A 13,361-nucleotide genomic window follows, 5' to 3' on the forward strand; every position below is an offset into this window, starting at 1 on the left:
TAAGGAGTGAAGAAGATGGAAGTCGAAGCATCAAGGGAACAATCGTCAACTACAGCGAGTGTACGTTCATGTGCTGATCGTGCAACGAAAGTGAAAATATGCGGCCTAACGGATTTCGAGATGACGCGTCGAGTTGTCAAGCTGATACCAGATTATATCGGATTTGTCTTCGCACCGAGTCGAAGACAGGTGCAGCCGTCTTGCGTTAAGCAGTGGCTGTTGAAGCTGAGAGAGGAAGGAGACGCACTTCCAGACCTTGTAGGTGTGTTCGCGAATCCAACTCGTGAAGAGCTGAAGCAAGTGCTGGATGAAGTGCCGCTAACAAGTGTTCAGCTCCATGGGAAGGGCGATACGGCATTGTTGAAATGGATGAAGGATCATTATGATGTTCAAATATGGAAGACGGTTCCTATCATTCGTGCTGACGAGCACCAACCTCGCCAGTCTATAGCAGCAGCTGCGGCGGCATATGAGTTGGATGTCCAATATGCAGATGTTGTCCTGTTAGATACACATTGTCCGATTCAGGGCGGTGGTTCTGGCAAAGTGTTCGACTGGACGGTAATCCCATCTTATGCAGACCAATTGGCTTCATTAAGGCTTCCTCTCTATATCGCTGGCGGATTGTCTCCTGATAATGTCGGTCTAGTTGTGAGAGAGTACGATATAGATGGCGTTGATGTATCGAGTGGTGTTGAAACAAATGGAGTAAAAGATATATCCAAGGTTGAGGAGTTTATCGAAAGGGTGAGGGGAAATGAGCATGGAAAAGAGTAGTGCGACAGCAACAGCAGCGACAACGGTTCTACCGGACGAAAAAGGCAGATTCGGACCATTTGGAGGCCGTTTTGTGCCCGAGACATTGATGAGTGCGCTTCTGGAACTGGAAGAGGCTTATCGTACACATGTGAAGGATCCAGAATTTCAAGCAGAATTGATCAAGCTGCTGACTCAATACTCAGGGCGACCTACTTCGCTCTATTATGCAGAGCGGCTTACTGCGAATCTGGGCGGAGCCAAGATTTATTTGAAGCGTGAGGATTTGAACCACACCGGTGCCCATAAAATCAACAACACCATCGGTCAAGCCTTGTTAGCCAAGCGTATGGGCAAGACGAAGGTGATTGCTGAAACAGGGGCGGGACAGCATGGTGTTGCCACTGCAACAGTCGCAGCGCTGCTGGGCATGGAGTGCAAAGTATTTATGGGTGAAGAGGACATGAAGCGTCAAAGCCTGAATGTGTTCCGTATGAAGCTGCTCGGTGCAGAGGTTGTGCCTGTGATGTCAGGTACAAGAACGTTGAAGGATGCAGGGAATGAAACGCTGCGCTACTGGGTTAGCAATGTGCAGGACACGTTCTACATTCTTGGTTCCGTAGTGGGGCCGCATCCGTATCCGATGATTGTGCGGGATTTCCAGCGAATTATCGGAGATGAGACACGTAAGCAAATCCTTGAACTGGAAGGGCGTTTGCCGAATCTGCTGATCGCTGCTGTTGGCGGAGGGAGCAACTCCATGGGGATGTTCTATCCGTTTTTGCAGGATGAGTCGGTTCAACTTCTTGGGGTTGAGGCAGCAGGCAAAGGAATTGATACCCCTTATCATGCGGCTACGATGACACTTGGGACACCAGGGGTTTTCCAAGGATCGATGAGCTATCTGCTTCAAGATCAGTTTGGTCAAGTTCAGCCGGCACATTCTATCTCCGCTGGATTGGATTATCCGGGAGTAGGGCCAGAACATGCCTATTTGAAATATTCGGAACGAGCATCGTATGTGCCTATTACAGATGATGAAGCCATGGATGCGCTGCAGCTTCTTACCCGTACAGAAGGCATTATACCCGCATTGGAATCGTCACACGCGATTGCGCAGGCGATCAAATCAGCACCTGGCATGAATAAGGATGATCTAATTGTGATTTGCTTGTCAGGCCGTGGGGACAAAGACGTTGCCACCATTATGGAGAGATTGGGGGAGGAACTGCTATGAGTCAGACACTAGCGAGCCGCAATTTACTGGATGATGCATTCCGTACTTTACAAGCACAGGGCAAGTCCGCATTGATGCCATTTATAACGCTAGGTGATCCAACCTGTGAAATCACTCTTCGGCTTCTTCTGCAGATGGAGCAAGCCGGCGCAGACATTATTGAACTTGGCATACCGTATTCCGATCCGCTGGCTGACGGTCCGGTTATTGAGCGAGCATCGGCACGCGCGTTGCGCAATCATGTATCGATCGCTGATGGACTGCGCATTGCTGCTCAGGCTAGGAAACAAGGTGCACAAATTCCTTATGTATTGTTTACTTATTATAATCCAGTGCTGCAATTTGGACTGGACAGCTTCTTACACCAGGCTAGGGATGCCGGAATTAGCGGCATAATCATTCCTGATCTGCCCTATGAAGAGAGTCATGAAGTCCGTGAAGCTGCTGACCGAATGGGCATTCATCTCATTCCACTCGTTGCGCCGACTTCGGAATCTCGGGTTAGCTCCATTGTGGCAGAAGGAAGAGGCTTTATCTATTGTGTATCCTCGCTTGGCGTTACGGGTGTAAGAGACACTTTCGACTCACAAGTAGATGCGTTTATTGAACTGGTGCGACGCAGTACAGAGCTTCCTATTGCGATCGGATTCGGCATTTCTACAGCAGAGCATGTGAAGCATTTTGCGAAACGCTGCGACGGTGTGATTGTAGGTAGTGCCATTGTAAGGCGCATTGAAGAAGCTCTGCCGCTTCTGGAGCATCCTGATTCATCTGAAGAAGGGATCTTGCAAATTTGTGATTTTGTGCGACAATTAAAACATTAATTTTTTTGCAATGATCTATGTAGATGAGAAAGGTGGTACCCATATGCAGCCGAAGAACAGTGTTGTACACCTGCCTGTATATCAGCCAGGCAAATCTGTTGATGAAGTGAAGCGGGAGCTTGGCTTGGATCGTATTATCAAGCTGGCTTCCAACGAGAATCCGTTCGGATCCTCTGAGCATGCGAAGCAAGCAATATTGAATGAAGTGAACAATACGAGCATTTATCCCGATGGAGCGGCTAGAGCACTGACAGATGCTGTTGCGGCACACTTGAGCGTTGAGCACAATCAATTGATTTTCGGCGCAGGTTCCGATGAAGTTATATTAATGATATGCCGTGCGTACCTGATTCCAGGTGATGAGATTGTCATCGCAGATCAGACGTTTCCTCAATACAAGCATAATGCAGAGATTGAAGGGGCTGTCACAGTAGAGATTCCTTTAAAAGAAGGAGCGCATGATCTGGAAGCAATGCTTGCTGCCGTAAACGAGCGGACGAAGATCGTATGGATCTGCAATCCGAACAATCCGACAGGCACAATTGTAAGTGCGGAAGAATTGGAGCAATTCGTTGCAAAAGTGCCTGCAAATGTCATGGTTGTATTGGATGAAGCTTACTGTGAGTACGTGACAGATCCTTCCTTCCGTGATGGATTAGATCTGGTTCGTCGTTATCCCAATGTCGTGTCCTTGCGCACGTTCTCGAAAATTTATGGACTTGCGTCCCTACGTATCGGCTACGGGGTTGGACATGCTGACGTGATCCGTACGATTAATCAAGTGCGTGAACCGTTCAATACGACTCGCTTCGCACAAGCAGCAGCATTGGCTGCCGTTCAAGACCAAGGGTTCATTGAAGATTGCAGACAGAAGAATGCAGCGGGCATTCAATATGTAGAGCAGCAATTTGCGCGTATGAATTTGGAGAGCTTCCCGGCTCACGGCAACTTCATTATGGTTGACGTAGGCTTTTCTGCAATAGAAGTCTTTAACGCGCTCCTGCGTCGTGGCGTTATAGCGCGTGCGGGGCATCATAAATACCCAAATCATTTACGTATTACAATTGGCAGCCAAGAAGAAAATGAGGCAATGATTCAAGCCTTGGAAGAAGCGCTGGCCGAGATTAAGGTGACTTCATGAGAACTAAGATAGCTATATTGGGCGTGGGACTAATCGGAGGCTCCCTCGCCCTCTGTTTCAAAAATAGACCTGGCATGCATGTAGTTGGTTACTCTCCGAGCCCGTCTTCAACAGAGAAGTATGTGCAGCGCGGCGTTGTAGACGAAGCGACGACTTCCTTGCACGAAGCGGTAGAGGATGCGGACTACATATTCGTATGCTGTCCAGTTGGAATGCTGGAATCGATGCTGAGTGATTTGCGGAATTTACCGCTTAAGGCAGGCTGTATCGTAACTGATGTGGGGAGTACCAAGGCTTCGGTCGCACGCTGCGCACGTTCTCTTTCATGGGACGATGTGCATTTTATAGGCGGGCATCCAATGGCAGGCTCGGAGCGTTCAGGGGTTGAAGCGGCAACGACATTGTTGTTCGAAAATGCTTACTACGTGCTCACTCCTGACGATTCGGCGGATGAAGAAGCTTACAGCAGACTTGTATCTCTGCTCCGCTATACGAAAGCGCACATTATTCGGATGAATCCAGAGGAACATGATGAAGTGGTTGGCGCAATCAGCCATTTGCCGCATGTAGTGGCTGTAGCATTGGTTAATCAAGTACGATCCTATAATGAGAGCAATGAGCTGTACGAACTGCTCGCTGCCGGCGGGTTCCGGGATATTACCCGCATTGCATCAAGCGATCCGGTCATCTGGAGAGATATTTTGATTAACAATAGGGATGTTGTTCTCCATTTACTTCAGGACTGGAAAGCGTCTACGGAGCGATTTATTGATATGCTGCAGCGCCAGGACGGTGAAGGAATTATTCAGCAGTTCACAGAAGCTGGCGAATTCCGAAGCCGTATGCCGGAACGCCGCAAAGGTATAATTCAATCGCTCTATGAACTGTACGTGAATGTTCCTGACCATCCGGGCATTATTGGCAGCATTGCGACAGAGCTGGGGAATCATCACATTAACTTGAGCAATGTTCAAATAATTGAAAGCCGTGAAGATGTACCTGGTGTGCTCCGATTGTCATTCCGACAGCAGGATGACTGGGATCGTGCGAGAGAGCTGTTAAGCTCCAAAGATTATGAAATATTCATCTAACGGAAAAATTTGTGAATTGAAGAAAATTTTTTACGGAAACCTATTGACGGCATGAAAACGTATACATTATAATAGCAGTACAGTATGGTTTCTCTCCACTCCTATCCAATAGAATTGCACAAGTGTGCAGCCACTCCAATCGGAGTGGTATTTTTTTTGTATTGAAATGGAAATGGTGCTAAGCGTCCTGCGAGCAACTAAGGATAAACCGCTGAAAAACAGCTTCGTTTAAGGTTTTTGACAGGTAGGTGTTCGGCTCTCTATAATTGTGTAAAAGTACCAGTAATGCAGGGGGAGCAGCATCATTTGCTGTGAGAACATGTATGTCTGCCTCAATAAATATGCTTGAATGAAGGGGAAAGGATGAGGGTTGCGATGAAGAATGATCTGCTCCATATTGGCCCAATCACCATATATGGGTATGGACTAATGATTGCAATTGGAATTTTTACTGCATATCAAGTATTGGTTAGGCGAGCAGAGAAGAAGCGCATGGAGCACTCCCATATATCTTCGATTACGCTCTGGGGGCTGCTTGGCGGGTTTATGGGAGCTAAGCTCTTATTTTGGATAACCCAAGGCAAGAATCTCATTGATCATCCTGAGATGATATGGGATTTGTCATCGGGGTTCGTCGTCTATGGCGGGATTATTGGTGGCGTGCTTGCAGGCTATGTGTATTGTAAGGTGAAGGGTCTGTCCTTCATGGAGCATCTTGATCTGTTTGTTCCTTCCATTGCTTTGGCACAGGGCTTTGGCAGAATCGGATGCTTTTTGGCAGGGTGCTGCTATGGAGAGGAGACAAATGGATGGTTCGGCATTACGTTTCACGAATCCGAAATCGCGCCTAATGGTGTGAACCTGATCCCTACACAGCTCATGGAAAGTGGATTTAGTTTTGCGCTCTTTTTCCTTCTACTTTATGCAGCGAAGCGCAGTAAGACGGCTGGTGTCATTGCGAGTCTGTATCTGCTGCTCTACAGTCTTGGCCGATTTATCATCGAATTCTACCGTGGTGATATTATTCGTGGAAGTGTCGGCATGCTCTCGACTTCTCAATTTATTTCATTGCTCGTATTTGCAATGGCTTGTATCACTTTTGTTAGCATGACTTATCAATCGATGAAACAGCGGAATGCGGCGTTGTAAGGCTGGCTTGAATCACTCCTGAGGGGGTGATTTTTTAATGAAATCTGAATCTTAAAAAATTTTTAATCAATTTTCGACTTTATTATGCTAAAATACGACTTGAAATGATAAAGCTCGAGTGTCATGTTTTCATGACACGGATCATACCCATAGTACGTATCATTAGGCTTATAGAGGCTTTTATAACATTTTTCTCCGATTCGCAACTTTTTTTAACTTCGAGAGTATAACCATTCAGGTAGCGCATCGGGATGGATATGGAAAGCAAGGAGGACTTGAATCCATGACCGATTCCCAAATCATCCGTGAAATCAAGGACGGCAACACAGACTGTTTCGCGGAATTGATGAATCGTTATCAACGCAAATTGCTATCATTTATTTATCATATGTTGAAAAATTCCCAGTTGGAGCTGTTGGCAGAAGATTTGTGTGCAGAGACATTTTACAAGGCATATCGAAGCCTGCATACGTTCAGGGAATCAGATGCCTCTTTCTCGACTTGGCTGTATACGATTGCGCGCAACACCGTGTTAAGCGAACTTCGTAAGCAGAGAAGCATTCAAGTATCACTTGATGAAGAGCAAGGAATCGTTCCGGAAGCGCCGAAGGAAGCGGCGCCTGAATATGCATTGCTGCGGCATGAGAAGGTAGAATTGGTGCGTGAGGCAATCAGCAAGTTGCCTGACAAACAACGCTCCGCTCTCATTCTTCGAGAATACGACCAACTGGACTATCAAGAAATTGCCCAAGTATTAGGGCAAACCGTAAGTTCGGTTAAATCGTTGTTGTTCCGGGCTCGAGCTAGTGTAAAGATCCAGTTAGAACCATACATAAGGGAGCCTGGTCTTGAAGGGATGAACTAACATGAAATGTGCGGAAGCGCTCGAATGGATATCGGATTATGTCGATATGCCTATTGACGATCCGCAACGTGAAGCTATCGATCGACATCTGGAAGGATGCGAAGCGTGTGCGGAGCAGTTCGCAGTATGGTCTGCGAGCATGGATTGGATGGAAGATGAAGTTGAGTTGGAGCTTGATGCGGAACAAGCGAGCAGCTCAGCAGCGAGTCGCGTTATGGATCGCATATATGAGGAACAAGATTGGCTGATGCCTGTACATAGACGTTCTCATGCGTTATCCCTGCGCTCACGTCAAGTGATTGCGGGGATAATCGCTTTTTGTATGGCCATGTTCCTCTGTGCTCTTGTTTTCCTTCTTATTCGCAATGAACAGTCTAATATTCATGCAGTTAGTGGGATACTGCCGACTGCGTTGGCAGGCAGTGATCATTCTGGCCTGGATGCATTTGATATTGAATTGCCGGTTGCAAGCAATGTAAGTGAACCGACAATATTGCGGGTTGTTCCGACGATTCCTCATTATTGGATTGCATTGTCATTGTTTGGGGTGACGTTTGCATTACTGCTGTTGAACTGGTTGACACGAGTGCGTCAATAACGGATGACTATGAAGGAGTAACAATGAAACAACATATTGGTTTGGTACGCCATGGGTTAACCGATTGGAATGCGCAGGGGAAAATACAAGGACAGACGGATATACCGTTGAATGAAACAGGTCGTGAACAGGCAAGGCTGCTGGCAGAGCGCCTCGTCCAAGAGACTGCACCATTCGACTATGTCATATCCAGCGGATTACAACGAGCAGAAGAGACTGCATCGATTCTGGCAGATGCACTCCAAATTCCATTACTATCACCCGTAGAGGGACTTCGTGAGCGAGCTTATGGTCTCGTAGAAGGCACGACGCCGGAAGAGCGAGAGCAGCGCTGGGGTGCAGAGTGGCGGAAGATGGATCTCGGCCAGGAAAAAGATGAAGAACTTCAGTACCGCGCCGTTCAAACGCTAGAGCATATCGCAAATCAGCATATGGGATCTAATCTCTTAGTAGTCTCTCATGGGAGCTGGCTGGCTCAATTGTACATTGCTCTATTTGGAAGCGACAGACAAGGACACATTGGGAACTTATCCTATTCAATATTAGAAAAACGTTCGGAAGGCTGGCACCCGCTGCTCTATAATTGCATGGAGCATATCCGCCATTTGGATCTGACAGCAAAACCGCGATAATTAAGGATATCTTAATAAGCAGTTCGACTTCACGTGAAGTGAAGCGAACTGCTTTTTTTGTGTTTGCATGAGCAAATGCCTGAGGGCTATGAGGAGAATCTCCTCGTTATATAATATTCGATGTTTTCTACGACAATGTGAATAAATGTGATAAATATTCCAATAATGAGTAATGGACATCGAGGATTCGGCACATTACGTCTGACGGAAACGGAGGTCATGCATGAATTTAGCGGATATGCTCAGTTACGCGGATATTAATCAACTAACTCGAATTGCTCAGCGTTATGGGTGCGTCTGCAATGAACATTCCAAGCACGAGCTGATTCAGTCCATTCTGTCAGTGTTAGGCAGAAGGGATGTGTTCGAACAGCATGTGAACGAGATGACGCTTGAAGAGCTTAGGTTCCTTAACTCCATTTTGTTTGATAAACGTGCTTCATTTAGCTTGGAGGAATTGATCGCTCGAGTGCAGCAGACAAAGTTCGATTTAGAACATGCTGGTGCTGAACAGCAGGCGGTGACGTCAATGCCGCATCCACGTGAAACGATTTCTAAATTTAAGCATAGTGGATGGCTGTTCAATGGCTGCTCGCATCAAACCAAGTATTTGTTCCAAGTGCCGAGCGATTTGAAGATGAGATTAATTGATGTACTCAGGCAGTCATTCGCGATGCATTTGACAGAAACGGATACCCCTTCCTCATATCGGGATGAAGATGGAAGAATGGCGGAGGACGTGTTACAGCTTCTGAAATTCATCGTGGACGGAAATGTATTGCTGAATGCGGAAGGTGTTATGTACAAAAAAACGCAGCAGCAGCTTCTCGATTACTTTGGCGTACAAGAAGCCCCTATTGCCCGTGGTGAATGGAGATTTGGATACGGGAGAAGATTCCATGATTATCCGAACCGTATGTCGCTTTTATATGACTACGCCTTTTATCAAGGGTGGCTGGAGGAAGGCGATGGACGGTTAAGCTGTACACCAAAGGGTATTGAACGTATCGCTAACGGGGGGATAGAGTCGTCTGCTTCGTTGTATCGATTTTGGTTGAAGCTGTACAAGAATGCGATTCCGAATTTGTTATCCATCGTGCATTGGATTCAGTTATGTACCAAGCAGTGGACAACGTTAGATTCCTTGGAGCGGGCTCTACTTCCGTTCGTGCGACCATTCTTCTTCGACTCGTCACAGGCCGTATTCAGACAGCGAATTATTATGATGCTGGTTCATCTAGGCGTCATTCGATTCGGTGAAGATGAGCAGTATGGTTCGGTCATACAGACGACTCGCAGAGGGCAGCTTATTATTGATAGTGTTTATGTCGCGCATGAGGACAAAATTCAGCTAGATGTTGACAAGAGGCATTCTCATTGATACGATGGGTCCAAAAATTTCCTATGCCTAGTGAATTTGAAGCTAGAGCTATGTGGGAATGGTCGATCGGGAGGATGTTATCGAATGTACATACCTTATCAAGGCATATTGCCAGTTGTTGATGCTTCCGTATATGTGGCAGAAGGCGCTAAGCTGATTGGAGACGTGACGATTGGCGCTGAATCCAGTGTGTGGTTCAATGCGGTGCTTCGTGGAGACATGGCACCCATACGGATTGGCAAGCGAGCGAATATCCAGGATGGCGTTATCGGACATGTGAATGCCAATCAGCCGCTAATCGTTGAAGATGATGTATCGGTAGGCCACGGTGCAATTATACATGGCTGCCGGATAGGCAACGGTACATTGATTGGCATGGGGGCTATTGTACTGAACGGTGCTGACATTGGTGAATATGCTTTAATAGGAGCAGGTTCTGTCGTAACAGAAAATAAAAAAGTACCGGCCTATACTCTTTCTCTAGGTTCACCCGCAAAAGTCATACGCGAACTGACAGATGAAGATGTAGAGCGAATGAAACGGACAACTCAGAACTATGTGGTGAAAGGAAAGGAATATAGGATCTCTTAATCGTGTTGGTTGGAGGTGTATCCTATGGATAAAATGAAGGTATCGTATGAGGCGATGTTAAGTTTAACAGCGGAGATGATATGGGACGATGCCATACGGAAATACCGTACGGAAAAAATATATGAACAAATCGACAAAGCACTCGCAACAGGGGATGAATCCTCGTTCCGAACCTTGACGGACGAATTGAAAACATTGCAGTAGCTTCTAAGAACTTGTCCAAAAGGATGCCTTACAAATCGTTATGAATGAAGAGCGCAATTTTGCGGTTCTTCATTTTTTTGTTCATTTCAGTATAATGGGGAGTAATGACAAGGAAAAAGATGGGGGAGACGTCGTGAAATTTAGTGAACTGACCGAAGAACAATGGGAAGAATGGGGGCCGTATCTGGACACGTGCATATTGCCAGTTACAGGGCTGAACGGGACTGAATCCCCAATCGAAGCTGGGTATCGTCTGGAGAAGCTGCGCGACTGGCTGGATGGCATTGAGATACCTTTCCGAGGAAGAACGGTAACCTATCCTGCATACCATTTCGTATCTCAGCAGCTTGATGATGATGAGCTGAGGCTATTGAATGGATTGTGCACCAGACTCCGACGCCAGGGATTTGCGTATATTGTCGTCGTATCGGCACAACTGCCGCTTACTTCAGACAAGCTTCCGGCCGCGGATCTAGTCATTACTCCTGCTGAGCTGATGGAAGAAGAGGCTGGGCAAGTACGTTCTGCGATGAAGATATGTGTGCAAAATATGTGGAGCGTCACACAAACTCAAGGATAAATGTGACAATATTCAAACATTTTACATAAGAAAAAGGTTCATTCTGGTAATTATATTGGTAAATTCTTGACGCTTTCATAGTGCTGGGATATTATAGTGATGTCCTAGTTAGAATGTGATTATCGTCATAGCAAGCTCTCAGAACGGTTGTGTAAAGGGGGGTTAGACAGTATATGAGTAAACCGCAGAATAACGAGCATCCACCTCAAAAGCCGCGAAAAGAAATGTCCCGTCGACAATTTCTTACATACACGCTGGGTGGGGCAAGTGCATTCATGTTTGTTGGTCCTACTCTGCCGATGGTCCGGTTTGCAGTTGATCCGTTGCTTCAGAAGAAGTCAGAAGGCGATTACATTAAGGTTGCTGAATTGAGCAAGATTTCAGAATCACCTACTGAATTTACCTTCGAAATCAAGCAAGTCGATGGCTGGTATGAGAGTACTCCAACGCTCACGGCATGGATAAGCAAGGATAAGGAAGGCAATATATTTGCATTGTCTCCGGTGTGCAAGCACTTAGGATGTACGGTTGACTGGAATAAGAATCCGGCATACAAGGATCAATATTTCTGCCCGTGCCATGGTGCGCACTATACGAAAGAAGGCAAGCAGTTAGCAGTTGCTCGTGCACCGCTCGACGAATACAAAGTGCAGGTTAAGGATGGCTTTGTATACTTGGGCGATATCATTGCGAACCAACACGTGCAATAACGAGGAGGCGTAAATAACAGATGTTTAAAGGTGTTTATAACTGGATTGACGAACGTCTGGATATAACGCCGATGTGGCGCGATGTGGCGGATCATGAGGTGCCTGAGCATGTTAACCCTGCACACCATTTTTCTGCGTTCGTGTACTGTTTCGGTGGCTTGACGTTTTTTATTACAGTCATTCAAATTCTGTCAGGCATGTTCCTGACCATGTATTATGTCCCTGATATTGTGAACGCATACTACAGTGTCGAATATTTGCAGACGAAGGTTGCCTTCGGACAAATTGTTCGCGGTATGCACCACTGGGGAGCAAGTTTAGTTATCGTTATGATGTTATTACATACGCTTCGTGTATTCTTTACTGGTTCCTATAAGGCACCACGCGAGATGAACTGGGTAGTTGGCATGCTTATCTTCTTCGTCATGCTCGGACTTGGTTTCACGGGCTATTTGCTGCCTTGGGACAACAAAGCTTACTTTGCAACTAAGGTCGGCATGGAGATCGCGGATACCGTACCATATATCGGTCCGTATTTGAAAGAATTGCTGCAGGGCGGAACGGTCGTCGGGGCGCAGACATTGACGCGATTCTTCGCGATTCATGTGTTCTTCCTGCCAGGGGCACTTCTTGCCTTGCTTGGAGCGCATTTCTTCATGATTAGACGCCAAGGCATTTCGGGACCGCTATAAGGGAGGAGGAAACGAGATGGCACATGGGAATTCCAAAGAAGAAAAAGTCGTCTTTGTTGGCGACTCTCGTGTTAAGAAGAGAACAACCACAATCAAACAACCGGATTACACCTCATTTCCGGGGAAATCCGAAGCCTTCATTCCTAACTTCTTGTTGAAAGAGTGGATGGTTGGCTGTGTGGCACTGGTCGCTTTTCTAGTATTAACGATCTCGGAAGCTGCACCGCTCGGTTATCCGGCGAACCCGAATAACGCGGCGTTCGTTCCGATTCCAGACTGGTATTTCTTATTTCTCTATCAGTTCTTGAAGTATCCATATGCATCAGGAAGTTATGTTGTTATCGGTACGGTGTTAGTCCCTGGTCTTGCATTCGGAGGCCTGCTGCTTGCTCCATTCCTCGATACAGGGAAGGAACGCAGATTCTATCGCCGCCCAATCGCATCCTCAATGATGATTTTGACATTGATCGCATGTGTATATTTGACAAGAGTCGCTTGGGTTCACTATGAGGCCGAGATGGCTGAGAAGAATATGATACCAGAGCATGTCGAGCGTGAGGAAAAGGCACGTGAGGCTGCTGAGAAGGGTGAGGCTTCTAACCAGCCAAAACCAAGCAAAGGCATCGCCATCGTTGAAAAGGATGATTCAGCATTTGCGAACATGAAGAAGGTTGGCTGCTTAAGCTGCCACGCAGTTGATATGAAGGGTGCTGCGGGCCCTGCCCTTGTTGGTATTGGCGACAAGCTCAGCAAGGATGAGATCTTAACGGTCATTAAGGATGGTAAAGGCGGAATGCCTTCTATGGTGGAAGCAGCCAAGAAGGAAGGCCTGAATGACCAAGATATCGAACATATTGCCGACTGGCTCTCGAAGCAGAAGGCAGCAAAACAATAGATTCAAACGTGTGAC

General features: G+C 46.7%; 16 protein-coding genes. All 16 read left to right on the top strand.

The features are described 5' to 3' along the window. Positions 1–15 precede the first annotated feature (15 nt). The 16 genes from BLS15_RS05590 (at position 16) to BLS15_RS05665 (ending at position 13,346) form a co-directional block, all read left to right on the top strand. Positions 16–777, top strand: coding sequence for a phosphoribosylanthranilate isomerase (locus tag BLS15_RS05590; protein WP_090510384.1), 762 nt, complete (start codon positions 16–18; stop codon positions 775–777). Beyond that, positions 764–1,993, top strand: a complete 1,230-nt coding sequence (gene trpB, locus BLS15_RS05595; RefSeq protein WP_090510389.1) for a tryptophan synthase subunit beta — start codon at positions 764–766, stop codon at positions 1,991–1,993. The genes BLS15_RS05590 and trpB overlap by 14 nt, the downstream gene beginning before the upstream one ends. Beyond that, positions 1,990–2,817 (top strand): tryptophan synthase subunit alpha, encoded by an 828-nt coding sequence (trpA, locus tag BLS15_RS05600; RefSeq protein ID WP_090510394.1) that lies wholly within the window; start codon positions 1,990–1,992, stop codon positions 2,815–2,817. The genes trpB and trpA overlap by 4 nt, the downstream gene beginning before the upstream one ends. 43 nt (positions 2,818–2,860) lie before the next feature. Then, positions 2,861–3,958: a histidinol-phosphate transaminase gene (gene hisC / locus BLS15_RS05605; RefSeq protein ID WP_090510398.1), complete on the top strand. Its 1,098-nt coding sequence runs from the start codon at positions 2,861–2,863 to the stop codon at positions 3,956–3,958. After that, positions 3,955–5,049 (top strand): prephenate dehydrogenase, encoded by a 1,095-nt coding sequence (locus tag BLS15_RS05610; protein ID WP_090510403.1) that lies wholly within the window; start codon positions 3,955–3,957, stop codon positions 5,047–5,049. Before hisC ends, BLS15_RS05610 begins: the two co-directional genes overlap by 4 nt. A gap of 375 nt (positions 5,050–5,424) precedes the next feature. Further along, positions 5,425–6,198: a prolipoprotein diacylglyceryl transferase gene (locus BLS15_RS05615; RefSeq protein WP_090510407.1), complete on the top strand. Its 774-nt coding sequence runs from the start codon at positions 5,425–5,427 to the stop codon at positions 6,196–6,198. Positions 6,199–6,481: 283 nt separating this feature from the next. Then, positions 6,482–7,063 (top strand): RNA polymerase sigma factor, encoded by a 582-nt coding sequence (locus BLS15_RS05620; protein ID WP_021254673.1) that lies wholly within the window; start codon positions 6,482–6,484, stop codon positions 7,061–7,063. A 1-nt stretch (position 7,064) separates the two neighbouring features. Next, complete coding sequence (locus BLS15_RS05625; RefSeq protein ID WP_021254672.1) at positions 7,065–7,661, top strand: anti-sigma factor family protein; 597 nt, start codon at positions 7,065–7,067, stop codon at positions 7,659–7,661. A 23-nt stretch (positions 7,662–7,684) separates the two neighbouring features. After that, entirely contained in the window at positions 7,685–8,293 is a 609-nt protein-coding gene (locus tag BLS15_RS05630; protein WP_065290860.1) for a histidine phosphatase family protein, read from the top strand. A gap of 223 nt (positions 8,294–8,516) precedes the next feature. Next, a complete protein-coding gene (locus BLS15_RS05635; RefSeq protein ID WP_021254670.1) occupies positions 8,517–9,674 on the top strand; it encodes a hypothetical protein in 1,158 nt (385 codons plus the stop codon). Between the two features lie 84 nt (positions 9,675–9,758). Further along, positions 9,759–10,265, top strand: coding sequence for a gamma carbonic anhydrase family protein (locus tag BLS15_RS05640; RefSeq protein WP_021254669.1), 507 nt, complete (start codon positions 9,759–9,761; stop codon positions 10,263–10,265). Between the two features lie 24 nt (positions 10,266–10,289). Continuing rightward, entirely contained in the window at positions 10,290–10,469 is a 180-nt protein-coding gene (locus BLS15_RS05645; RefSeq protein ID WP_021254668.1) for an IDEAL domain-containing protein, read from the top strand. Positions 10,470–10,602: 133 nt separating this feature from the next. Continuing rightward, entirely contained in the window at positions 10,603–11,049 is a 447-nt protein-coding gene (locus BLS15_RS05650; RefSeq protein WP_090510927.1) for a DUF2487 family protein, read from the top strand. A 173-nt stretch (positions 11,050–11,222) separates the two neighbouring features. After that, the gene (locus tag BLS15_RS05655) at positions 11,223–11,759 is read left to right on the top strand and encodes a Rieske (2Fe-2S) protein (protein ID WP_065290862.1); all 537 of its coding nucleotides are present in this window, start codon (positions 11,223–11,225) and stop codon (positions 11,757–11,759) included. A 20-nt stretch (positions 11,760–11,779) separates the two neighbouring features. Beyond that, on the top strand, positions 11,780–12,451 hold the full coding sequence (gene qcrB / locus BLS15_RS05660) for a menaquinol-cytochrome c reductase cytochrome b subunit (protein WP_005546984.1): 672 nt from the start codon (positions 11,780–11,782) through the stop codon (positions 12,449–12,451). Positions 12,452–12,467: 16 nt separating this feature from the next. After that, entirely contained in the window at positions 12,468–13,346 is an 879-nt protein-coding gene (locus tag BLS15_RS05665) for a menaquinol-cytochrome c reductase cytochrome b/c subunit (RefSeq protein WP_090510410.1), read from the top strand. Positions 13,347–13,361: the final 15 nt, after the last annotated feature.

It is taken from the genome of Paenibacillus sp. cl6col (assembly GCF_900102125.1).
In the GTDB taxonomy this organism is placed as follows: domain Bacteria; phylum Bacillota; class Bacilli; order Paenibacillales; family Paenibacillaceae; genus Paenibacillus_B; species Paenibacillus_B suaedae.